Origin of the sequence: Romboutsia sp. BSD2780061687b_171204_C1, assembly GCF_015560225.1 — a bacterium.
Taxonomy (GTDB): Bacteria; Bacillota; Clostridia; order Peptostreptococcales; family Peptostreptococcaceae; genus Romboutsia_C; species Romboutsia_C hominis.
In genome coordinates this window covers 139980-164866 of the sequence record NZ_JADMRK010000004.1, presented here as the reverse complement: position 1 = coordinate 164866, position 24887 = coordinate 139980, and the positions used below count along the sequence as shown (strand labels likewise).

The following is a 24887-nucleotide window of genomic DNA, read 5'->3' as shown; positions in this document are numbered from 1 at the left end:
ATGATAAATTTTATTAATTAATAATTTTTAGTATTGAAAATATCACGTTTAGTATTAGGTATAAACATTTTATTATCGTTATATAACTTAAATTAAATGCAAATTTTATTACAATATTCTTACTAAAAGTTTGTTCAAAAATTATAAAAATGATACAGAAATATAGATTAATTTTTATGGCAACTATGGTAAAATAAGAAATTTAAAATGTTAAATTTTTTATAATAATATTTAAGATTTAGTAAATAATAGTAGAGTAAATAATTACATAAAGAAAAATTGGAGGTAAAATATGAAACTAAAAAAACTTATGACAATAGGACTTTCATTAATGTTATCACTTGGAGTAGTAGCATGTAATAACAATGGAAAAAATGCAAACGAAAATACAAAAGGTACAAAAGTAGAGACTCCAACAGGAGATAATACTTCTGTAAGAGATAATGATTATGTAACTCAGTACTCAAGATTTTATGGAGATTATATGAATGATTTAAATAATTATAAAGTTTACTTATCTCCACAAAGTGTATCTAAGTACTATGAAACAAATGAGTACCCAGGAAATGAAAAATATTTATCTAATGTAAAAGAAGCATATAAAGATGCAAGAGATAAAACTCAAGCTTTTGTAAATAATTTAAAAAATGATGTAAAAACAGATGATAAAGAATTAGATAAAATGAATAAAGATCTTATAAGAGAAGGCGAAAAAACTATAGCTAATATAGATACAAAATTAAAAAATTTAGATAAAATATCAAAAGAAGATTTAAGTAAGTCAAAAGAAGACTTTATGAGAGTTGTAGATGAAGCAACAAAAACAGATAAAGGTGAAAAAAACCAATTTGAAAAATTATTAGAAGATATGAATAGATCATTAGGAATAGATACTAGTAAATATAACAATACTAATAATAACAACAATAATAATAACAATAACAATATTAATAAAAATGATAATGTTAAAAAGTAATTTTAATAAAAACATCTATAAATTTTTATAGATGTTTTTTATTAATACATATAAATTTATATAATTAATTTTTCGGATAGAGTAAAAGAGTACTTCTTAGAAGTACTCTTTTTTATAAAAATCAGTATACAAAATATAGATTTAAGAGAAACTAAATCAGAAATACATTTGATAAGGAGTTTTTCATATGGTTTTTTATATATCCGTAGCAATAATTGGGTTATTTGTATTGTGGGGACTTATATCTCCAAATTCTTTAGCAAGTACAGCTACACTTGCGTTAGCTTTTACAACAGATAAATTTGGATGGATGTTTCTTATAATTACATTTTTAGTATTAGTATTTATGATTGCATTAGCTTTTAGTAAATACGGTAGACTAAGACTTGGGCATGAGGATGATAGACCTGAATTTAGCAATATAACTTGGTTTGGAATGCTATTTAGCGCAGGAATGGGTATAGGTCTTGTGTTTTGGGGAGTAGCAGAACCTTTAGATCATTATATTTATCCTTTATCAGGAATACCAAAACTTACACCTGAAGCTGCTAATGCTGCTATAACTTTTTCATTTTTTCATTGGGGACTTCATGCATGGGCTATATACTCTTTAGTAGGACTTGCTATAGCTTATTTTAGATTTAGAAAGGACAAAAAGTTACTTATAAGTCAGACTCTATCTCCAATTATAGGAGGTGATTTGAATTCTCCACAATCTAAGTTTATAGATATTCTTGCAATAATAGCAACGGCATTTGGAGTTGCTACATCTTTAGGTCTTGGAGCCATGCAAATAAACGGAGGACTTAACAATTTATTTGGAATAAATATAAATATATTTAATCAGATAATAATAATAATAATATCTACTATATTATTTTTAATATCTTCAACAACTGGACTTGAAAAAGGAATTAAAATACTTAGTAATATAAATGTAGGTATAGCTGTATTACTTTTAATATTTGTATTTATACTAGGACCAACAGCAAATATACTTGAGGTATTTACTAATAATTTAGGAAATTATCTTCAAAATATTATATCTATGAGTTTGAGATTAACACCATTTGAAGAATCAAATTGGATAGCCAATTGGACATTATTTTACTGGGCATGGTGGATAGCTTGGTCACCTTTTGTTGGTGTATTTATAGCAAGGGTATCTAAAGGAAGAACCATAAGAGAATTTATAATAGGAGTATTATTAGTACCATCTTTATTTAGTTGTATATGGTTTGCTGTATTTGGAGGAACTGCATTAAGCTTAGAGATAAATACCAATCTAGCACTACTTGAAGCATTAAAAGCAGATATGAGTTCAACTTTATTTGTAATGTTAGAGAGTTTGCCATTTGGATATATTATAAGCATAATAGCAACGATACTTATACTTACTTTTTTCGTATCATCGGCAGATTCAGCAACTTTTGTATTAGGTATGTTTAGTGCTAAAGGTTCTATGGAACCAACTAATAAGGTAAAATTAGTCTGGGGAATACTTCAGGCATTAGTTGCAGTAGCACTACTTCTTAGTGGAGGACTTCAAGGACTTCAAACAATGTCAATAGTTACGGCACTTCCATTTAGTATAATATTAGTACTTATGATGCTATCTTTTATAATGGAACTTAGGAAAGAAAAAATATATAAAATACCAAAGCACCCTAAAAAGCACTAGTATTAAAATATACAAATAAGAAAAAATATAAACGATATTACTTTTAAGGAGTGACATTATGAATAATAACAAAAAATGTGAAGGAAATAACCAATGGTCAGGTTCTAATGAATGTGTAACTAATAAAGCTAATAGAAATAAAAAAGACGCTACTAATAATGAGTGGACGTCAACTTTAAAAAATGTTTCTGATAGTAGTAAAATATATAATGATAAAAAATAGCAAAAAGTACCTAGATTAATCTAGGTACTTTTTTATTTAATCTTTATACAATCTTAATGTATATAGAATTATATTAACATTCATTTTATATAAAAAATAATAGAATAATCATATACAAAAATTAGGAGGAGAAAAAATGAGTAGCATTGTAATTCAAGTAATATTTTTTATAGCAATAGTTTTATTGCTAGCAAAACCTTTGGGAATTTATATATCTAAGGTATTTAAAGGTAAAAGAGTATTTCTAAGTAAAGTAATAAAACCTATAGAAAAATGGATATATAAAGTTCTTAAAATAAATGAAAATGAAGAAATGTCAGGTAAAGAATATATTTTAAGTTTAATGGCATTTAGTGTCATTAGTTTATTATTTGTTATGTTTTTACAAATGATTCAGTATATATTACCACTAAATCCTGAAAAATTAAGTAATGTAAATTGGGATTTAGCTTTTAATACAGCAGCAAGCTTTATAACTAATACAAATTGGCAAGCATATAGTGGAGAGACTACATTAAGCTATATGTCTCAAATGTTAGGTCTAACAGTTCAAAACTTTGTATCAGCAGCAGTTGGGATAAGTGTACTTATGGTTTTAATAAGAGGATTTAAGAGAACTAAATGTTCTAAACTAGGAAACTTCTGGGTAGATTTAATAAAATCGACTTTATATGTGCTGATACCTTTATCTATGGTACTTGCAATATTCTTAACAACTCAAGGAGTAGTGCAAAACTTTAAACCTTATCAAGAAGTAAGCTTAGTAGAAGAAATAGTTTTAGATGATAAAAGTACAGTAGATACTCAGATTATTCCAGGAGGTCCTGCAGCAAGCCAAATAGCAATAAAACAATTAGGAACAAATGGAGGAGGATTCTTTGGAACGAATTCAGCACATCCACTTGAAAACCCAACATTATTATCAAATATAGCTCAAGTAGTATCAATTATATTAATACCAGCAGCATTATGCTTTACATTTGGTGACATGGTAAAAGATAAAAAACAAGGAACCACACTTTTATCTGCAATGATAGTAATATTTGTAATAGCTATGGCAACAACTATGTATTATGAATACAAGTCAACTCCAGAATTAGTAAATAATCCATATATATACAGTGAGATAGATGATAATCAGTCTGGAGGAAATATGGAAGGAAAAGAGGTTAGATTCGGAGTTACGAATTCTGCTATATGGGGGGTAACAACAACATCAGCATCTAATGGTTCTGTAAATTCTATGCATGACTCTTTCACACCAATAGGAGGAATGATTTTAACACTACTTATGCAACTAGGTGAAGTAGTATTTGGAGGAGTTGGTTGTGGACTATATGGCATGTTAGCGTTTGTAATATTAACAGTATTTATATCAGGTCTTATGGTAGGTAGAACTCCTGAGTATCTAGGAAAGAAAATAGAACCTTTTGAAATGAAGATGGCATCTATTTTAATAATAACTACTCCAGTCTTGGTTTTAGTTGGAACTGCTATGGTTTGTATGTTACCAAATGCAAGTGATTTATTAAACAATAGTGGAGCTCATGGATTTTCAGAAATATTATATGCATTAAGCTCTACAGGAAACAATAATGGTAGTGCATTCGCAGGATTTGGTGCAAATAATATATTCGTAAATTTATTAACAGGTATAGTAATGTTACTTGCTCGCTTTATACCTATAATATTAATAATAAATATAGCAGAGTCTTTAGCTAGCAAAAAAATAGTTCCACAAAGTTCGGGTACATTAGCCACTAACAATACACTATTCGTATTTTTATTGGTAGGAGTAGTACTTATGATAGGTGCATTAAGTTTCTTACCATCTTTAGCACTTGGACCAATAGCAGAACACTTGAGCATGATATTTTAATATAAGGAGATAAGATTATGGGTGATTTAAATAAGACTTTCATAAATAAAGATATTTTAAAAGGGGCTACTAAAGATTCTATAAAAAAATTAGATTTCAAGAATCAACTAAAAAATCCGGTAATGTTTATAGTTTATGTAGGTTCCATAATAACTAGTATTATAAGTGTTTTATCTATTTTTAACATAACAAATGACAATACACCATTTACTATAACAATTAGTATATTTTTATGGTCAACAGTGTTATTTGCAAATTTTGCAGAAGCGATAGCAGAAGGTAGAGGAAAAGCACAAGCAAGTAGCTTAAGAGCTGCTAAAAAGGACGTTTTAGCTAAAAAGCTCAAAGAGTGTAATATAGATAGTGAATTTGAAATGATTCCATCTAATTTACTAAAAAAAGGAGATATAGTTTTAGTAGAAGCAAATAACCAAATACCAGCAGATGGAGATGTTATAGAAGGAGTGGCATCTGTTGATGAAAGTGCTATAACAGGTGAGAGTGCACCAGTTATAAGAGAATCTGGTGGAGATAGATGCGCAGTAACCGGTGGAACAACGGTGGTATCAGACTACTTAATAGTAAAAGTTACATCAAATGCAGGTGAAAGTTTCTTAGATAAAATGATTGCTATGGTTGAAGGGGCACAAAGAAAAAAAACTCCAAATGAAATAGCTCTTCAAACTTTACTAATAGCGTTAACAGCAATATTTTTAGTAGTTACAATTACACTATATCCATTTAGTAGATTTGCTGTAAATCAAAATGGAGTAGGAAGTGTAGTTTCTATAACATCTTTAGTAGCCTTATTAGTTTGTCTAGCACCTACTACAATAGGAGCACTACTTTCCTCAATCGGTATTGCAGGAATGAGTAGATTAAATAATAAAAATGTATTAGCAACATCAGGAAGAGCTATAGAGGCAGCAGGTGATGTAGACATTTTACTTCTAGATAAAACAGGTACTATAACTTATGGAAATAGACAGGCAAGTGAATTTATACCTCTTAAAAATGTAGATATGGAGGAGTTTGTTTATTATACTGAATTAAGTTCTACACTAGATGAAACTCCAGAAGGAAGAAGTATAGTAATACTTGCAAAAAAGAAGAAGGCAATAAATGGAAACTACTTAGATGTTAAAAATCCTGAATTTGTTCCATTTTCTGCAAAAACTAGAATGAGTGGTACTAATATAGGTCAAGACAAGATAAGAAAAGGGGCAGCAAGTGCTATTAAAGAATTTGTAGAAAATATGGGAGGTAATTATCCAAAGGAATGTGATGAGATAGTAGAGTCAATATCTAAAAAGGGAGGAACTCCTTTAGTAGTTTGTAAAAATGAAAAAGTATTAGGCGTAATATATCTAAAAGATATACTAAAAAAAGGTGTATCTGAAAAATTTAACGATTTAAGAAAAATGGGAATAAAGACTATTATGATAACGGGTGATAATCCATTAACAGCAGCAGCTATTGCAGCAGAAGCTGGAGTAGATGATTTTTTAGCAGAAGCAACTCCTAAAGCTAAGCTTGATTTAATACATGAATATCAAAGAAAAGGGCATTTAGTAGCAATGACAGGAGATGGAAGTAATGATGCTCCGGCACTTGCACAAGCAGATGTTGCAGTTGCAATGAATACAGGAACTCAAGCTGCTAAAGAGGCTGGTAATATGGTAGACTTAGACTCAAGTCCAACAAAGTTAATAGAGATTGTAAAAATAGGTAAACAGCTATTAATGACTAGAGGAGCTCTTACAACTTTTAGTATAGCAAATGACATAGCAAAATATTTTGCTATAATACCACCCCTATTTATAGGTATATATCCTCAACTTGATAAATTGAATATAATGAATCTATCTAGCCCAGAAAGTGCAATAATGAGTGCTGTTATATACAATGCACTTGTAATTATAGCGTTAGTTCCTCTTGCTTTAAAGGGAGTTAAATACATAGAGCTTCCTGCTAGTAAGTTATTATCAAAAAACTTAATGATATATGGTGTCGGAGGCATTATCACACCATTTATATTTATAAAATTAATAGATATGCTTATAAGCATGATTATGTTTATATAGTTAAATAAGGAGAGTTTAATATGGAATATATAAAAAAAGCATCTTTAATATTTATAATAATGACAGTAATAACAGGAATTTTGTATCCAGTTACAGTAACAGCTTTTGCACAAATATTTGTACCGTACAAGGCAAATGGTAGTATAATAAAAGAAGATGGTAAAAGCATAGGTTCAGAAATATTAGGACAAAACTTTACTAGCCCAGATTACTTTTGGTCAAGACCATCAGCAACTTCAGACTATCCATATAATGGATTAAGTTCTGCTGGAAGCAATATGTCCCCAACAGGAGAAGATTTTGAAAAAGTAATAGATGAAAGAGTAAAATTATATAAAAAGTATGAAGAAAATAGTGATAAGAAAATACCTGTTGATTTAGTTACAGCATCAGGAAGTGGATTAGACCCACATATATCATTAAAAGGAGCAATATATCAAGTAGATCGTGTAGCAAAATATAGTAAAGTTTCGAAAGAAAAATTATTAGAATTAATAGATAACAATACAGAAAAGAAATTTATGGGTATATTTGGAGAAGATAAAGTTAATGTATTAAATCTTAACTTAGATTTAGAAAAAATCAAATAGTTAATGGGGGAAATATGAATAGACCAGATCCAGAAAGTTTATTATCAAAATTAAATAGTGAAGAAGAAAAGTCAAAAAGAGGTAAATTGAAAATATTCTTTGGGTATGCAGCAGGAGTAGGTAAAACCTACTCCATGCTTGAATCTGCACATACTCTAAAAGAAAATGGAGTAGATGTAGTAGTAGGATATGTAGAACAACATTCAAGAAAAGAAACTCTAGCTTTAATAGATGGACTAGAGGTTTTAGACATAAAAGAAGTAAAGTATAAAAATATAGTTTTAAAGGAATTTAATTTAGATTTAGCTCTTAAAAGAAACCCAGAAATAATATTAGTAGATGAGTTGGCACATACAAATGCTAAAGGATGCAGGCATGCTAAAAGATGGCAAGATATAGAGGAACTTCTAATGGCAGGAATTGATGTATATACTACAGTAAATGTACAGCATTTAGAAAGTTTAAATGATATAATTGAAATTGTTACCAATGTATGTGTAAAAGAAACTATCCCAGATAAAATAATAGATTTATCATCACAACTTGAGTTAATAGATGTAGAACCGGATGTGTTGTTAGAGAGATTTAATCAAGGTAAAATATACAAAAAGGAACAAGCAATAAGAGCACAAGAAAATTTTTTTACTAAAGATAATTTAATAGCACTAAGAGAATTGGCACTTAGAAAAACAGCACAAAAGGTAAATAAAGAGGTTGAAATAACTAGACTATCAAAAGGAAAAGAAATAGTAATCCCAACTTCAGAAACAATACTTGCATGTGTTTCACCATCGCCATCATCTCAAAAAATACTTAGAACTGCATCTAGAATATCACAAGCATCGTTATCAAAATTAATAGCTATACATATAAAAAATCCAAGCCAGAAAGAAATGTCAAAAGAAGCAAAAAAACAGTTAGAAAATAACTTAGAACTTGCAAAAAAACTAGGTGCTGAGATTGTGCTTTTACATGGCGATAATATGGTGGAAGATATTTTAAGATTTGCAAAAATGAGAAATGTAACCAAAATTATAATAGGTAGAAATCATAGAACTCATAGTATATTTTCTAAATTTGTTAAAAAAGATATAGTAGATAAATTAATAGATGAAGCTGACTACATAGATATACATGTAATACCTTATAAAGGAAGAAGCAGTAATAGATATATAACTAAAAATGAAAGTAGTTTAATATCAAAGATTAAAGTAAGTAGTCTTGATATAATAAAATTATTATGCATAACAATAGTAGTTACGGTAATATCTTCTGTATTAAAATATATGGGATTTATACAAGAAAATATATATTTAATTTATATACTAGGTGTTGCTTTAGTATCTGTTGTTACAAAAGGATATACAGCGGGGATAATAAGCTCAGTTATAAATGTAATCCTTTTAAATTACTTATTTACAGAACCTTTTTATACTTTAGATATTGATGATCCAAATCATATAATAACACTAGTTGTATTTTGTATAGTAGGTATAATAACATCAACACTTACATCAATAATACAGCAGCAAGTTGAAATATATTCAAAAAGAGAACAAAATACTCATATGTTATATGAAATAAATAGAAGCTTCTTGAGATTATCGAATAAAGAAGAAATTATAAAAAAAGGATTAGAATTACTTTCGGTAGGTCTTGATAAAAATGTAGTATGTTATATAAAGGATAAGAAGCAAAAAGAATTAAAATTATATAAGAATATAAAAAATAAAGAAAATGAAGAGATTTTTATATCAGAGTCTGAAAAGGCAGTAGCTACATGGGTATTTAACAATAGTACTATTGCCGGAAATGGTACAGCTACATTACCAGGATCTAGAGGTTTTTATATGCCTATAATTGGTATGAATGAGACTTTAGGTGTTATAGGTATTTCTTCTTTAGGTAAAAAGATAGATAATGAGGATATATGCCTAATAGAAGCGGTAATAGCACAAATGGCTATATCTATAGACAGAGAGATATTAGCAGAAGTGCAAAAAGAAGCTAGCCTTGAAATTGAAAGTGAAAGATTAAGAAGTAGCCTATTAAGAGCAATATCCCACGATTTAAGAACACCACTTGCAGGAATAAGTGGTGCAGTTAGTACTATCATAAAAAATAAAGATGCAATAAATGAAAGTATAATAGATGAGTTGTTACATGGAGTATTTGAAGATACTCAATGGTTAATAAGGTTAGTTGAAAACCTACTTAGTATGACAAGGATAGATGAAGGAAAGCTTGAAGTTAAGAAAAATCCAGAAATGATAGAAGAAGTTATATCAGAGGCTTTATCCCATATAAAAAAGAGGATACAATATATAAAACTTAAGATAGACATACCAAATGAAATACTGTTTGTTCCTATGGATGCTAAACTTATAGAACAAGTATTAATAAATTTAATAGATAATGCTATAAAATATTCTAAAGAGGAGTGTGAAATAAATATAAAGGTTTATGAGGAGGGAGAATATATTGCTTTTGAGGTAAAAGACAATGGACCGGGTGTTTGTGAAAATGTTATAGATAATATTTTTGATAGATTTTTTACTGGTGAAATAAAATACAGCGATTCTAGAAAAGGAGTTGGGCTAGGTCTTTCCATATGTAAGTCTATAATAAATGCCCATAAAGGCGATATAAGTGTAAAAAATAATAAAGACAAAGGAGCAACATTTAAATTCATACTTCCAAAAGAAGACTAGACAGAGGGGAAATAAAATGAGTAAATATCTTATATTAATTATAGAAGATGACAGTACAATAAGAAAATTTATAAATGCATCACTAACAACACAAGACTATATGGTTAAAGAAGCAACAACTGGTAAAGAAGGTATATCTCTTTGTATGTCTTACTCTCCAGATGTCATATTACTAGATTTAGGTCTTGAAGATATAGATGGTATAGAGGTCATAAAAAATATAAGAAATTTGAGTGATGTACCTATAATAGTAGTATCAGCAAGAGAACAAGATAGAGAAAAAGTAGAAGCTTTTGATATGGGAGCAGATGATTATATAACAAAGCCATTTTCTGTAGCTGAACTATTAGCTAGGGTTAGAGTAGCTATTAGACATTCGCAAAAAAATAAGCCTAAGGCTATAATTAAAAATAATTTTGATTATAAAGATTTATATATAGATTTTGACAAAAGGAAGGTAACAATTAAAAATGAAGAAATACATCTAACTCCTATTGAATATGATATATTATCTTTACTTGTAAGATATCATGGTAAAGTTCTTACACACAAGTTTATTGCAAAAGAAATATGGGGAAGTACGCTTGGAGGTGAAATAAAATCATTAAGAGTATTTATGGCAACGATAAGAAGAAAAATTGAAAAAGAACCAGCAAATCCAGAATATATAATAACTGAAATAGGTATAGGATATAAGTTAAATGATGAATTATAAAAAGAATAATAAAAAAGAGTACTTAGTCTAAATAGAATAGTACTCTTTTTTTATAGTAAAATTAAATGTATCTAATATAGATATTAAATTTATTCAATTTGATACATACTAATCATATGACATTAAAATATATAAAAAACAAGGAGGTATAATATTTGAATAAAGATTTTTTTAATAAAGATGGTATAGAAGTGGCTAAAGGTATATTAGGTAAATATTTAATAAGAAAATACAACAATGAAACAATAGTAACAAAAATCGTAGAAACTGAAAGCTACATGGGAAAAGATGATAAAGCATCACATGTATATAATGATAAAAAAAGCAATAGAACAGCACCTCTTTATTTAGAAGGCGGTCATATATATGTATACTTAATATATGGTATGTACAATTGTTTAAATATATCTGCAAACAAGGAAAATATACCAGAATGTGTACTTATAAGAGCAGTAGAACCTATTAAAGAAATAGATGAGATATCTTTTAATAGATATAAAAAACATTATAAAGACTTAAATTCATATCAGAAAAAAAATATAACTAATGGACCAGGGAAGCTTTGTATGGCACTTAATATATGTAGAGATTTAAATAGTAAAAGTATACTAGGTGAAGAACTTTTTATAAGTGATTTTTATTATGAAGGAAATAAGAAAATATATAGTAGTAATGATTTTGAAATAATAAATAGTAAAAGAGTTAATATAGATTACGCTAAAGAAGCTAAAGATTATTTATGGAGATTTTATATAAAAGACAATAAATTCGTCTCTGTTAAATAAATGTGAGTTTATGGTACAATTATATAAATAACAAATTAATAAAGGGGATATTATGAGGAAAAATACAAAAATATTAGTGGTTGAAGATGATATAAGCATAAATAAGCTCTTATGTGATATGCTAAGGCAAAATGGATATGATATAATATCTGCCTTTTCAGGTACAGAGGCTATTATAAATATAAAGTATGAAAATATATCTATGGTACTTTTAGATATAATGCTACCAGGAAAAAATGGAGAAGATGTACTTTCTTATATAAGAAAAGAAATGGATATACCTACAATAGTTATATCTGCTAGAGAGGAGATAGATTTAAAGGTAAAAATACTAAAAATGGGAGCGGATGATTATATAACAAAGCCTTTTGATATAGATGAGGTGCTAGCTAGAATAGAAACGAATTTAAGACGATATAAAATAGGTAAAAATACTATAAATGAAGATGTAATAAGCTTTAAAGATATAAAAATGAATAATATACAAAGAGAAGTAACCGTTAATGATAAATTAATAGAATTTACTAATATAGAATATAAAATTTTAAATATATTTATAAAAAATCCAAATAAGGTATTTACAAAAGCTAATTTATTTGAAAGTGTTTGGGAAGATGAATTTTTAGGAGATGACAATACTATAACAGTACATATTAGTAATATTAGAAATAAACTATCTAAATATGGAATACATAAAGAATACATACAAACTGTATGGGGAATAGGATATAAGCTAATAGATAAAAATTAATACTTTCTTAATAATTTCTTTATGCTTTATTAGAACTTAAATCTTAATATATAGGTATAAAGGAAGGAGAAGGGGCCATGAAAGAATATATACTAAAAACTTACAATATAAGTAAGAAATATAAGAAAAACTTAGTCGTAGATAATGTAAGTATATCTGTAAAAAGAGGGGATATATATGGATTTATCGGTCAAAATGGAGCTGGTAAAACTACTATAATGAAAATGATAACGGGATTAGTCAATCCTAGCGAAGGATATATAGAAATATTTAAAGAAGTAGAGAAAAATAAAATAAATAAAGAAAGAAAAAGATTAGGAGCACTTATAGAAACACCAGCTTTATATTTAGATATGAGTGCTAGTGAAAATTTAGAAGTATTAAGAATACAAAAAGGAATACCAGGAAGTAGTTGTGTAAATGAAAAGTTAAAGATGGTAGGATTAGAAAATACAGGCAAAAAGAAAGTTAAGCAGTTTTCATTAGGAATGAAACAAAGACTAGGAATAGCTATGGCATTACTATCTGATCCTGAAATTTTAATACTTGATGAACCTGTAAATGGACTAGATCCTAAGGGAATAGTTGAAATAAGAGATTTATTAAAAAAATTAAATAAAGAAAAGAATATGACAATAATTATATCGAGTCATTTATTAAGCGAGTTAAATCAAGTAGCAACTTGCTATGGGATAATAAATAATGGAAAATTAATAGAAGAAATAAGCCAAAAGGAGTTATATGATAAATGTAAAAAGGCTCTTAGAATAAAGGTAGATGATATAAACAAAGCTGTAGTTTGTTTAGAATCTGTATTAAAAACTACTAATTTTAAAGTATTAAAAAATAATACTATAAAATTATATGATTATATAGATAACCAAATAGAAGTATCTAAAGCTCTTATTAGTTCTAATGTAATAACTGAAGAAATTGTATCTATTGGAGATGATTTAGAAGATTACTTTATGAACTTAATAGGAGGTAGATTATAATGGAAAATTTAATTAAGTCAGAACTGTACAAGCTAAGAAAAAGTAAAGTTTTTATAAAAATGCTACTAATAACTCTAATTCCATTATTATTAGGATTAGGTCTTCACATATTTAAGCCTCAAGGAGATGAAATTCTTAGCTTAATAGTAACTTTTATAAATAACAGAAAATATGGATTTACTATGAATGATTTTAGCAATATAAAAAATTTAAGTGCTCAAGATTTTTTATTCTCAGCAATAGGATTTACAGCTGTTACGTATATGATTTTAGTATATTTTGTAGGAAATATAGTTGTAGATGAATACGTAGATAAAACTATAATGCATAAGATAAACTATGGATATAGCAGAACGAGTATATATATCAAAGTTAATAGTTTCATTTATAGGGGTAAGTATTATAGCTTTATTTCCAATAATACTCAATACATTAATAGGCGGATTAATGTATGAATTTGGAAATTTTGATATTTTAAAAATATCAAAGTTTTTAACTTTATATATGCTACTATTATACGCATCTACAAGTTTTTATGTACTTTTAGCTAGTATAATGAAGATAAAATCAGAACTTATGGGATTTGGAGTATTAATCCTACTTTTACCAGCATTTTTGACAGAAAAAAATGTATTGTATTTAACTAAATATATTCCATATGGTGGATTACTTGATATTTGTGGAAAATATCCAAGTAATGAGGTTATGGTAAGTTTAGGATTAAATGCTATAATAGTTATAATAATAACATCTACACTTGGATGTATATTAATAAATAAACAAGATATTAAATAAATTTATGATAGAAAAGGAGAATGAGTAAATTATGATAGCAATATTCTTTGGAGTAATTATTATAATATTACTCATCTATTTATTTTCTATAAAAAAGGAAATAAGAAACATTACAAAACAGCTGAAATACTATAATGAAAATAAAACTAATAAAAAGATAGATATAAAGTTAATAGATAAAGATCTAGAAATGTTGGCTTATAATATCAATAATCAAATAGATATAATAGAAGCTACAAATATAAATAAAAAACTAAGAGAAGAAAATTTAAAGCAGTCAATAGCAAGTATATCTCATGATTTGAGAACACCTTTAACATCTATACTTGGGTATGTTCAAATGCTAAAGAGTGATAAAGTAAATGAGGAAAGTAAGAATGAATATATAAATACGATTCAAGAACGTTCAAAGCGACTTGAAATATTACTTGATGAGTTTTTTAAACTATCACTTATAGAACTGGATAGTTATAAATTGAATATAAAAAAGGATAATTTAAATAATATTATATATAATATAATAGCTAGTTTCTATGAAGATTTTACAAATAAAAATATAAAGCCAAATATATATGTAGAAGAAAAAGACATAATTGTAAGTATAGATAGTAATGCTTTTACTAGAGTTATAGAAAATGTAATATCTAATAGTCTTAAGTATTCTAAGTCAGATATAGATATAATAATAAAAAAAGAAAAAGAGTTTGCTATAGTTAAGTTTATAGAATATAATACTAATCTTAATCTTAATAGTGAAGATATAGATAACATGTTTAATAGATTTTACAAAAAAGATAAAACAAGAAATAATGATAGTACAGGTCTAGGACTTTATATAGCCAAAAGTTTAATGCAAAAAATGAATGGTGATATAAATGCTACTCTTAGAAATTATGATTTAGTAATAAGCTGTAAGTTAAATTTAAATACTAAAAAACATGATAAAGATTAAGCAAATATTAATTTAGAAGTATATCTTTAAAAATTTAAATATAACCTAACTTATTTAAAACAACGAAAAAGAGTACATTCATAGATTAAAATTAAAATCTATGAATGTACTCTTTTCATATAAAAACACATTAATTTAAGCAATTTTAAAATATTTTTTATTCATTAAATCTTCATATATGTGAAGGTCTTTTTTATTTATTCTAAGAGTCTTAGATATACTACCATAGTATAGTGTAAGATCTACATATTTAGAACCAGCCACTAAATAACCAAACTTATAACCAGTAAGTTCATCCCAAGAATGTAAAACTCCATCATTAAATATTATGCCTTCATCAAATACTTTATTTTTAGTATTATTATGTTCAAGTATAGACACAAATAAAAGTAGTAAAGATATTAATATAAAAGTTAACAAACTTAAAAATATAAATTGTTGCTTAAAAGAAACATTAAAAAAGTTATATAATGTACTAAATCTAAAATCATTTAATGCAGGTAGTATATAAAATATAAGTAAAAGTGCTAAAAAAGAATAATCTGTAATTTCTTTACAGTCAACATTTATTATATGAGTAACTTGTTTTTTAGAATGATTTCTATTAATAGGCACTTTTATAGAATAATATATAGCAAATAGATTAACACAAATTATTGGAATTATAAAAATAGTTATATTCTGTATCATTATAGATGATATGAAAAATATGAATAAGAATATAAATAATCGTCTAAATATTTTAGTCAAAATAGACACCTCCACAAAATTATCATAAGCATATTATACCACTAAAAATTATAAAAACATAATTTGAAAACTAATAAATAGGGATGTATAAAATTTTTAAAATAAATATAAGAAATTTTTTTGACTTTATTGTAAAGTAGGAGTATTATGTATAAGGATGAAATTTATTGGAGGGAAAAACAGAATATGTCGCCAAAGTTATTTACAATGTTTAAGCAAAATGAATTAAGTGGTGAGCAAGTGAGAAAAGATATAGTAGCAGGATTTATAGTAGCAATTATAGCATTACCATTATCAATAGCTCTTGCTATATCTTCAGGTGTATCACCAGAAAAAGGTCTTATTACTGCAATATTTGCAGGATTTATCATATCTTTCCTTGGAGGAAGTAAAGTTCAAATTGGAGGGCCAACAGGAGCCTTTGTTGTAATAGTCTATGGTATTGTGAAAATGTACGGTATGGATGGTCTTATAACAGCAACTATTATGGCAGGTATACTTCTTGTAATAATGGGTCTTTTAAAATTTGGAAATCTTATAGAATATGTTCCTCATACTGTTACAGTAGGATTTACTAGTGGTATAGCAGTAACTTTACTTATAACTCAAATCAAAGATTTACTAGGTCTTAAAATAAATGATGTTCCAGCAGAAGCTATAGGAAAAATAGAAAGCTACATACATAATATAAATACATTTGATATGATGACTTTCATAGTGGGTATAGCATGTATATTAATTATGATATACTGGCCAAAAATAAATAAAACTGTACCAGCATCTATAATAGCATTAATACTTTCAACAGTAGTTGTAAATGTTTTTAGCTTAAATGTAGACACTATAGGAAGTGTATATACTAACATATCAGCAAGCATACCAATGCCAAGTGTGCCAAGTTTTAGTATAGATAAAATAGTATCCTTAATACAACCAGCTATAACTATAGCAGTATTAGCTGGGATAGAATCACTTCTTTCTTGTGTAGTATCAGATAATATGATAAATGACAAACATGATTCTAATATGGAGCTTGTAGCACAAGGACTTGGAAACATAGCATCAGCACTATTTGGTGGGATACCAGCAACTGGAGCAATAGCAAGAACAGCAGCGAATGTAAAAAATGGTGGGAAAAGTCCTATATCAGGTATGGTACATGCAATAACTCTTCTTTTAATAATGGTAGTTTTAATGCCACTTGCAAAAATGATACCTATGACAGTTTTATCTGCGATATTAATAATAGTATCTTATAATATGGGTGAGTGGAAAGAAATGAAAGAAATGATGAGCTTACCTAAAAAAGATGTAGTAGTTCTTTTAGCTACATTTATATTAACTATAGTATTTGACTTAGTTATCGCTATAGCAGTTGGAATGACTATACATATAGTAGCTAACATAGTACTTAAGAATAAAGTTGATAGTGAGATAGAAGATGTAGCATAAATTATAAAAAATACTACATAATTAGGTAGTATTTTTGTTTACTAAGAGATTAAATATTTTTAAAATCGTGAGTTTAACTTAGTTTGTTAGATAGATATACCTATGTTATAATTAGATGTAAAACGTATTCAGGGAGGTAGAATATGAATGTTATAGAAATAAAAGACCTAAGGATGAATTACGGTCAAAAAGAAGTTTTAAAGGGGATCAATCTAAATATAGATAGGGGAAATATTATAGGGTATATAGGATCAAATGGAGCAGGTAAAAGTACTACTATAAAAATACTACTGGGATTAGTTAAGGGATATAGCGGTAGCGTATATATATTTGGGAATGATATAGAAGATATTAATAATAAATATAAAAATAAAATAGGTTATGTTCCTGAAGTAGCCAAAGTCTATGAAAGTTTAACAGCTAGAGAATACTTAACTTTTATTGGCCAAGTGTATGGGCTAAGTTATGAAAAGAGTGATAAAAAAGCTAGAAGGCTTATGGAAATACTTAAAATAGAACATGCTTATGAGTCTAGACTATCATCATTTTCAAAAGGAATGAAGCAAAAGGTAGTTATAATAAGTTCAATGCTTCACAATCCAGACATATTATTTTTAGATGAACCATTAAGTGGACTTGATGCTAATAGTGTACTTTTAATAAAAGAAATACTACACAAATTAAAGCAAGAAGGAAAGACTATATTTTACTCATCTCACATAATGGAAGTTGTTGAAAAAATAAGCGATAGAATAATACTTCTAGATAAAGGAAATATTGTAGCAGATGGTAACTTTGAACAAATAAAAAATACTAATTTTGAAGGTTCTTTAGAAGAGATATTTAACCAGCTAACAGGATTTGAGGAACATTCAAATTTGTCTGATGAATTTATAAAAGTATTAAAAGAGGTGTAGCATGAAAGACTCTTTTATTTTAAAAATACTAGATATATTTAAATATTTATATACTAAAGCTGGTGTAAATTATAGTTTAATGCGACTTATAGTTAAGCATAAACTTATAATGGATGGTAGACGTGGGCAACGCAATATAAGTAGCAATGAAGAAGGTAAAGATAAAAATAACTTTTATATAAGCTTAATAATATATGCAATTGTTGGGTTAGCATCAGCACCTATTATAACACTAGATATTAACCCTATTGTAAAAATGAGTTTATATTTTAGTTTTTTTATGGTTATGATCTTAAGTGTATTTGTATCAGATTTTTCAAGTGTAATACTTGATATAAATGATAAAGATATATTAGAAACTAAAGGCGTAGATGTAAAAACTCTAAATGCAGCTAAATTTACACATATATTCATATATATGACATTACTTAGCTTATCAATAAGTATAGCAGCTATACTTTGTAGTATTAGATATGGTATTAAGTTTATATTATTATTTATACTAAATATATTTTTAATAAATGTATTTATGATTATAGTTACTGCCATAATGTATTTTGTCATATTAAAGTTATTTAGCGGAGAAAGGCTAAAGGATGCCTTAAATGCTTTTCAAGCTTTATTTATATTGGTATTTATACTAGGATATCAAGTTGTGGCAAGAGCATTTACCTTTGTAGATTTACAATTTGTATATGAACCAAAGTTTTGGAATTTACTACTTCCTCCTATGTGGTTTGGTTCAAGCTTTAATCTTTTATATAATATAGATGTAAATAATTTAATTATAATCATGAGTGGATTAGCTATTGTAGTTCCTATAGTATCTATATTCGTATATGTAAAGCTAATACCAAGATTTGAATATAACCTTCAAAAATTAAATGATAATACTTATGTCAATAAAAAATTTAAAGAAAAATTAAGTATAAAAGTTAGCAAACTAATATGTAAAGATAAAGAAGAAAGAGCATTCTTTAACTTTGTATATGATGTTCTTAAAAAAGATAGAGAGTTTAAAACAAAAGTATATCCATCATTAGTTATGGGGGCATTTATGCCATTTTTAATGATGATTAGTAGCTTTAGGAGTGATAATAATTTTTTAACAGAACTTAGATCTGAGCCATCATATCTATTAATGTACTTTTTTGTGCTTATGAGCCAAAGTATATTAACAACTCTGAAATTTTCTAAAGAATATGAAGCTAGTTGGATATATGATATACTTCCGATAAATAATAAGAAAAATATATATACAGCAGCTTTTAAAGCTAGTATATATCTTTTAGTACTTCCTTTATTTATATTAATGAGTATAGGATTTATAATAATATTATCACCAAAAGTTATAGTAGATTTAGCAATAGGATTTGTAGCTACTGTATTATCATCAATGATTACTTTTAAATTAAATGAAAAGCATATGCCATTTACTTGTGAATATCAAAATACTAATACAGCATCAAACATAGGAACTATGATAAAATCCATGGTGTTTGTTGGTGTAATAGCATTAGGCCATTTCTTACTTAGTAGTAGCATATTTTTAAAAATAACTTATTTAATAGGCTTAGTAATTTTAGTTAGGTTAATATGGAATAAAGTATTTGAAGTATAAATAATTATATAAAAAGAGTAATCTTAATAAATTAAGATTACTCTTTTTGTTTTTAGGCTTTTTTATATTCATTAAAGTAGTTATCTAGTACTTTTTTAAGAGAGTGACCTATTTCAGAATAGGCATCATCAAATAGATTAGCAAGTGATATTCTTATAGACCACTTAGGTCCAGCAAATCCACCTCCACCTAGTAAAACTATTGATGATTCCTCTGCTAAATCAAATAATATATCCACAGGATTGTAATTAATCTCTAAGTAATAAGAAAAATCTTCTCCATAGTAGTCTTTAGCTAAATCTAATACATCAAATTGAGTATAGTATGATGCATCATTTTTATCAAATTCTAAATCCATACCAAGACTATCAAATAATAACTTTTTACGAGTTCTACATATGTCTATTGTAAGGTTTTTGTATGAATCGTCATTATCCATAAGAGATACTAATGATAAAAATGCCATTTGAACTTGTTGCGGAGTAGAAAGACCAGCAGTATGGTTTAGTGCAACTTGTCTACTATCTGCGACTAATCTATCTATAAATGGCACTTTTTCTGGATTAGTATTCATATCAGCATATCTTTTATTAGTTCTTTTTCTTATAGAGTATGGAAGTTCATTTATAAGTTTATCAAATACATTGTTGTGATGCAGTGCTAAAGTACCTAATCTCCAACCTGTTACACCAAAATATTTAGAATATGAATAAGCACCTATTGTATTGTATGGTAATTCCGACATTAAAGACTTAAATCCATGGACAAAAGTTCCATAAACATCATCAGATATAATCATTAAATCAGGATTATAATTTTTAACTATATTTACTATTTTACTAGTACTTTCAGGAGATATAGCCATTGATGGTGGATTACTAGGATTTACAACAAATAGAGCTTTTATATCTTTATCACAAAGCTTTTCAAGTTCTTTATCAGTGCATTGCCATGTATGTTTTCCATCAGGCGTTTTCTCATCTGCATTTATATATACAACATCAAATTCATATCTTGGTAGATGAGGTATTTCTAAATATGGAGTAAATACTGGTGTCATTATAGCTATTTTATCTCCTTTTAAAAGTAGATTATTAGCTATTAATGAGTCAAATACATAACACATTGCAGCAGTAGCACCCTCAACAGCAAAAATGTCAAAATCTCCACCTTTTAAAGTATCGTATTTAAGCTCTTTAGTTAAATAAGCCTTAACTATTTTTTCTATATGAATAAGCATTCTATCTGGAAATGGGTAGTTATCCCCAATTATTGCATCAGTTATTTCATGTAAAAAATCATCAGAATTAAATCCTAATTCGTATACGCAAAACTCAACCATTTTACGTAGAAAATCTACTTCTGGAAGATTAGGGTTATTATCTAGATATGTAAAAAATCTTTTAGATATATCTTTTTTTCTTGGCATACCAGATAAAGGTCCATTATTCCAAGTGTGTTTACTTTCTTCAATAGCAAAATGCCCAAAAGTGAAAAATGCGTTACGAGGAGCATGTGCTATCCAGTTAGGATTACCTCTTCCCGCATCAAGTAATGTACGTGTACTTTTCTTAGAAGGATTAGTTGCTAATTCTAAAAGTTTGTTTTTAAATTCAAATGGACTGATTTTTCCATAGATGTTTTCTAGTTCTTGTCTCTTAATATTAATCGGTTCCATGATAGTATCTCCTTAATTTAATTATATGACATTTATCTCTTTTTTATAGCACATTAGAAATTATAATCATTTTAAAGTTTAGATTAGATAAAATCTTTGTACATGCACTTTTAGAAAGTTTTCATTTATAAAATATAAAATTTTAAAAAAGGCTTTCTTATTTAAGATAATTATAATAAAATTGCTTTAAAAAGACAATATAATACATATAAACTGCTTAAAATATAAATAAAAAGTATGTATATACTAAAAATATTAAAGTTTATAAATGGTTTTATTAATATAATATCTTATTTAATTAATTAATATACTAAATAAATGAAATGCGAAAAATCTGAAAAGTCATAAAATTGTCTAAATTGTTGACTAAGTTAAATAAATAATTATAATAAGAAGTTAAGTGTTATAGGAGCTATAAGTTTAGCAAATATTATAAATACTATTATAACTAGTATTATATCTAGAAAAAGAGAAATAGGTATACTTTAAGCTATAGGCATGAGTGATAAATAATTACTTAAAATGCTAAAGTTAGAAGGGTCATTTTACACATTTATTACTCTAATTTTATCATTTAGTGTAGGGATTGTTATTGGATATATAGTATATAAAGTTATGAAAAATAGTGGGGTGTACTATGTAGTTTATAAATTCCTGTAATAGCAATGTTTTAGTTCATTTATAGGAAAATTTATAAATAAGTTATTTAACAAAGAGTCATTAATAGATAGAGTAAGATATAGTGAATAGAAGAATAAATTATAATACAAAAAAGGTATCAGATTCTAATCTGATACCTTTTAATTTATAGACATTTTTTAATTAATTTTACTGTGCAGGGGGTATCTCTGCGTTTGAACTATCATTTTGGTTTGTATTTTGTGATGGCATTTCAGTAGAGTTATTCTCACTATTTGTAGTATCTTGTGAATTATTATTTTCTTCATTTGATACTGGTATATCTTTACCTTCATTAGTAGTATTTTCTACATTTGAACTGCCATCATTTGTAGTTGTTGTATTATTTGGCGTTGATTCTTTAGTTGGAGCTTTTTCATCAGATGTAAATAATCCTGTAAGCCAGTTCCATACTTTAGCAAAGAATCCTTCAACTTCTTCACTAGATGGTAAATTAACAGCTTTATCATCTGTAGCATTTATAGTAGCATTTTCACCTAACATTTGGTCATTAGTATTTTCAAGTATACCTAGATCCTTATTTTGCTCTTTACTGAATAAATTACCAAACCAATCTCCAATACCTTCAAACCATCCTTTTATAGTATCAAGTATTCCAGAGTTTTGTATACTTTCACCAAGATCTTTTAAGTTATTTTCAACAACATTAGATACATTTTCTAAAGTATCTTTCATGTCATTGTAATTGTAGTCTTGGCTAGCTATCTTTGACATTAAAGATTCTATTTGTTTAAATTGCTCATCAGATAGATTAACATTATAGTTATTAGTTATATTGTTTATAGTATCAGCAATTTGAACTGTATCCTTAGTGTTATTTTTTATGATTTCTGTTTTTATATCATTTATAACACCAGTAGCTTTATCCTGACCTATTGAATCACCTAAATCACCAGTTGTAACTAACTCTTCTGTAGCTAATTCCTTTTTCTCTTCTGAAAGTGACTTACCTGTAGCATCCTCAAATGCCTTCATAACACCTGTTAATGCACCAGTACCAGATACAGGGAATGGAGCTGCTGCTATTACGTTAGCATTTTCTATTCCTGCAGTAGATAAAGTAGTAGCTATCATTGCACTAGTTACCCAAGTTAAGTTTGCAGTTTTAACATTTATTCCATTTCCTTTTTTAGTTGGCTCAACATAAGAACAAGACATAGTAACTTTACCTAATTGTTCTTCAGTTGCAACTCCTTGTAAGTATTCTCTTTCTTCTTTGTTGTTAACTTCTATTATAACTGCCTGATTTTCATTAACACCAAAGTATTTTAACATTTGTTCTCTTTGAGAAGGGTTTAAGTTAGCACCTAGTGTAACAACACGTGAACCATCAGCAAATGCTACTCCTAAGTTTGCTATTGTTAAGCAAAGTGCAAGAGACAAACCTATAGCCTTTTTCTTAAAATTCTTAAATCCTTTATTCATAAATTTCATTCCTTTCAACTTTTAAAGTTAACCATAATACATTTCCAATATAGTATACTATAAACTATTTTTAGTATAAAGTGGATTACAAGATTGTAATAAAATCTTAATAAATAGTATGATTTCTGTTTGATAAAAATTTAGCATAAAAATTAAGCAAAATAAAAAGATAGTCATTTTTTATGACTACCTTTTTATTTGATTTATTATTTTCCGATAAACATTTGTGTCCAGTAAAGTTGTCCATTACTAGCTTTGGCAATACCAACACCTATATGAGTAAAGTTAGGACCTAGTATATTTTTTCTGTGGCCATCTGAGTTCATCCATGAATTCATAACATCTTGTGGATCTTTTTGTCCCATAGCGATGTTTTCTCCAGCAGCTTTGTAGTTTATACCAAATTGCTTCATCATATCAAATGGAGAACCGTAAGTTGGTGAATTATGATCAAAATATCCTCTATTTATCATATCTTGTGATTTTTTAGTAGCAACATTTGATAATGAGCTATCAAGTGTAAGTGGAGCTAAACCTCTTTTACTTCTTTCAGCATTTACTATATTTACAATTTCTCTTTGATAAGATGAGAAATTACCACTTTGAGCAGTTGAGTTGTCAGGAGTAGAAGGTTTATTATCTACATTAGTGTTATTGCTAGGAGTAGAAGGTTTACTATCTACATTAGTATTATTATTAGGAGTAGAAGGTTTACTATCTACATTAGTGTTATTGTTAGGAGTAGAAGGTTTATTATCTACATTAGTATTATTATTAGGAGTAGAAGGTTTATTATCTACATTAGTGTTATTGTTAGGAGTAGAAGGTTTATTATCTACATTAGTACTATTATTAGAAGTAGAAGGTTTTTTACATGCTTCAGAATTTTTATCAGGATTTAAAGCTGTTACAGAGTTATTTTTTAAATCAAATGAAAATTTAGGTACATTTGCTTTTATAGGACATAGCACGTCTAGTGGAAGTTTAAAGTCAACTCCATTTATACATACATATATAGATTTTTTCTCACAATTAGATTTAATAGTATCTTTAGATAAAGCATTTACTGGTATCATTGAAGATGCGGTTGTAACACTTATTACACCTAAAGCTAATAAAGTTTTTATCTTTTTATTTAATTTCATAAAATAATACACCTCTTTAATTGAATATTTTTAAAATGTTACTGATTTGTAACCTTTGGATTA

At 27.2% G+C, this 24887-nt stretch carries 21 protein-coding genes; 17 read left to right on the top strand and 4 right to left on the bottom strand.

Features of this window, described 5'->3' with window-relative positions:
• Positions 1–292 precede the first annotated feature (292 nt).
• From I2H23_RS09990 to I2H23_RS09925, 14 genes are all read left to right on the top strand, one after another.
• On the top strand, positions 293–976 hold the full coding sequence (locus I2H23_RS09990; RefSeq protein ID WP_195581590.1) for a hypothetical protein: 684 nt from the start codon (positions 293–295) through the stop codon (positions 974–976).
• Positions 977–1163: 187 nt separating this feature from the next.
• Positions 1164–2657 (top strand): glycine betaine uptake BCCT transporter, encoded by a 1494-nt coding sequence (locus I2H23_RS09985; RefSeq protein WP_195581589.1) that lies wholly within the window; start codon positions 1164–1166, stop codon positions 2655–2657.
• Between the two features lie 58 nt (positions 2658–2715).
• A complete protein-coding gene (locus tag I2H23_RS09980) occupies positions 2716–2880 on the top strand; it encodes a hypothetical protein (RefSeq protein ID WP_166505610.1) in 165 nt (54 codons plus the stop codon).
• Positions 2881–3016: 136 nt separating this feature from the next.
• Positions 3017–4759 carry a potassium-transporting ATPase subunit KdpA gene (kdpA, locus tag I2H23_RS09975; protein ID WP_166505609.1) on the top strand — a complete coding sequence of 581 codons (1743 nt, stop codon included), beginning with the start codon at positions 3017–3019 and terminating at the stop codon, positions 4757–4759.
• Positions 4760–4776: 17 nt separating this feature from the next.
• On the top strand, positions 4777–6843 hold the full coding sequence (gene kdpB, locus I2H23_RS09970; protein WP_166505608.1) for a potassium-transporting ATPase subunit KdpB: 2067 nt from the start codon (positions 4777–4779) through the stop codon (positions 6841–6843).
• 20 nt (positions 6844–6863) lie between these two features.
• The gene (kdpC, locus tag I2H23_RS09965) at positions 6864–7433 is read left to right on the top strand and encodes a potassium-transporting ATPase subunit KdpC (RefSeq protein WP_092925276.1); all 570 of its coding nucleotides are present in this window, start codon (positions 6864–6866) and stop codon (positions 7431–7433) included.
• Between the two features lie 14 nt (positions 7434–7447).
• Positions 7448–10144 carry a sensor histidine kinase gene (locus tag I2H23_RS09960; RefSeq protein WP_092925278.1) on the top strand — a complete coding sequence of 899 codons (2697 nt, stop codon included), beginning with the start codon at positions 7448–7450 and terminating at the stop codon, positions 10142–10144.
• Between the two features lie 16 nt (positions 10145–10160).
• A complete protein-coding gene (locus I2H23_RS09955; protein ID WP_092925280.1) occupies positions 10161–10859 on the top strand; it encodes a response regulator in 699 nt (232 codons plus the stop codon).
• 155 nt (positions 10860–11014) lie between these two features.
• The gene (locus tag I2H23_RS09950) at positions 11015–11644 is read left to right on the top strand and encodes a DNA-3-methyladenine glycosylase (protein WP_195581588.1); all 630 of its coding nucleotides are present in this window, start codon (positions 11015–11017) and stop codon (positions 11642–11644) included.
• Between the two features lie 52 nt (positions 11645–11696).
• Complete coding sequence (locus I2H23_RS09945) at positions 11697–12395, top strand: response regulator transcription factor (RefSeq protein ID WP_092925284.1); 699 nt, start codon at positions 11697–11699, stop codon at positions 12393–12395.
• A gap of 77 nt (positions 12396–12472) precedes the next feature.
• Positions 12473–13390 (top strand): ATP-binding cassette domain-containing protein, encoded by a 918-nt coding sequence (locus I2H23_RS09940; RefSeq protein ID WP_092925286.1) that lies wholly within the window; start codon positions 12473–12475, stop codon positions 13388–13390.
• Complete coding sequence (locus I2H23_RS09935) at positions 13390–13845, top strand: hypothetical protein (protein WP_195581587.1); 456 nt, start codon at positions 13390–13392, stop codon at positions 13843–13845. The genes I2H23_RS09940 and I2H23_RS09935 overlap by 1 nt, the downstream gene beginning before the upstream one ends.
• The gene (locus I2H23_RS09930) at positions 13838–14185 is read left to right on the top strand and encodes a hypothetical protein (protein WP_195581586.1); all 348 of its coding nucleotides are present in this window, start codon (positions 13838–13840) and stop codon (positions 14183–14185) included. Before I2H23_RS09935 ends, I2H23_RS09930 begins: the two co-directional genes overlap by 8 nt.
• Before the next feature lie 31 nt (positions 14186–14216).
• On the top strand, positions 14217–15137 hold the full coding sequence (locus I2H23_RS09925) for a sensor histidine kinase (protein ID WP_195581585.1): 921 nt from the start codon (positions 14217–14219) through the stop codon (positions 15135–15137).
• Positions 15138–15272: 135 nt separating this feature from the next.
• On the opposite strand, the gene I2H23_RS09920 is transcribed toward I2H23_RS09925, so the two are convergent.
• Entirely contained in the window at positions 15273–15887 is a 615-nt protein-coding gene (locus tag I2H23_RS09920) for a hypothetical protein (RefSeq protein ID WP_092925292.1), read from the bottom strand.
• Between the two features lie 186 nt (positions 15888–16073).
• Between I2H23_RS09920 and I2H23_RS09915 the strand changes: the two genes are divergently transcribed.
• The 3 genes from I2H23_RS09915 (at position 16074) to I2H23_RS09905 (ending at position 19877) form a co-directional block, all read left to right on the top strand.
• Positions 16074–17339, top strand: a complete 1266-nt coding sequence (locus tag I2H23_RS09915; protein ID WP_330383727.1) for a SulP family inorganic anion transporter — start codon at positions 16074–16076, stop codon at positions 17337–17339.
• 143 nt (positions 17340–17482) lie between these two features.
• Positions 17483–18256 carry an ABC transporter ATP-binding protein gene (locus I2H23_RS09910; RefSeq protein WP_092925294.1) on the top strand — a complete coding sequence of 258 codons (774 nt, stop codon included), beginning with the start codon at positions 17483–17485 and terminating at the stop codon, positions 18254–18256.
• A gap of 1 nt (position 18257) precedes the next feature.
• Complete coding sequence (locus tag I2H23_RS09905) at positions 18258–19877, top strand: hypothetical protein (protein WP_195581584.1); 1620 nt, start codon at positions 18258–18260, stop codon at positions 19875–19877.
• A 52-nt stretch (positions 19878–19929) separates the two neighbouring features.
• On the opposite strand, the gene aspD is transcribed toward I2H23_RS09905, so the two are convergent.
• The 3 genes from aspD to I2H23_RS09890 form a co-directional block, all read right to left on the bottom strand.
• Positions 19930–21555, bottom strand: coding sequence for an aspartate 4-decarboxylase (aspD, locus tag I2H23_RS09900; RefSeq protein ID WP_195238206.1), 1626 nt, complete (start codon positions 21553–21555; stop codon positions 19930–19932).
• An 828-nt stretch (positions 21556–22383) separates the two neighbouring features.
• On the bottom strand, positions 22384–23679 hold the full coding sequence (locus I2H23_RS09895; RefSeq protein WP_195581583.1) for a DUF1002 domain-containing protein: 1296 nt from the start codon (positions 23677–23679) through the stop codon (positions 22384–22386).
• Positions 23680–23885: 206 nt separating this feature from the next.
• Positions 23886–24824: a CAP domain-containing protein gene (locus I2H23_RS09890; RefSeq protein WP_195581582.1), complete on the bottom strand. Its 939-nt coding sequence runs from the start codon at positions 24822–24824 to the stop codon at positions 23886–23888.
• Positions 24825–24887: the final 63 nt, after the last annotated feature.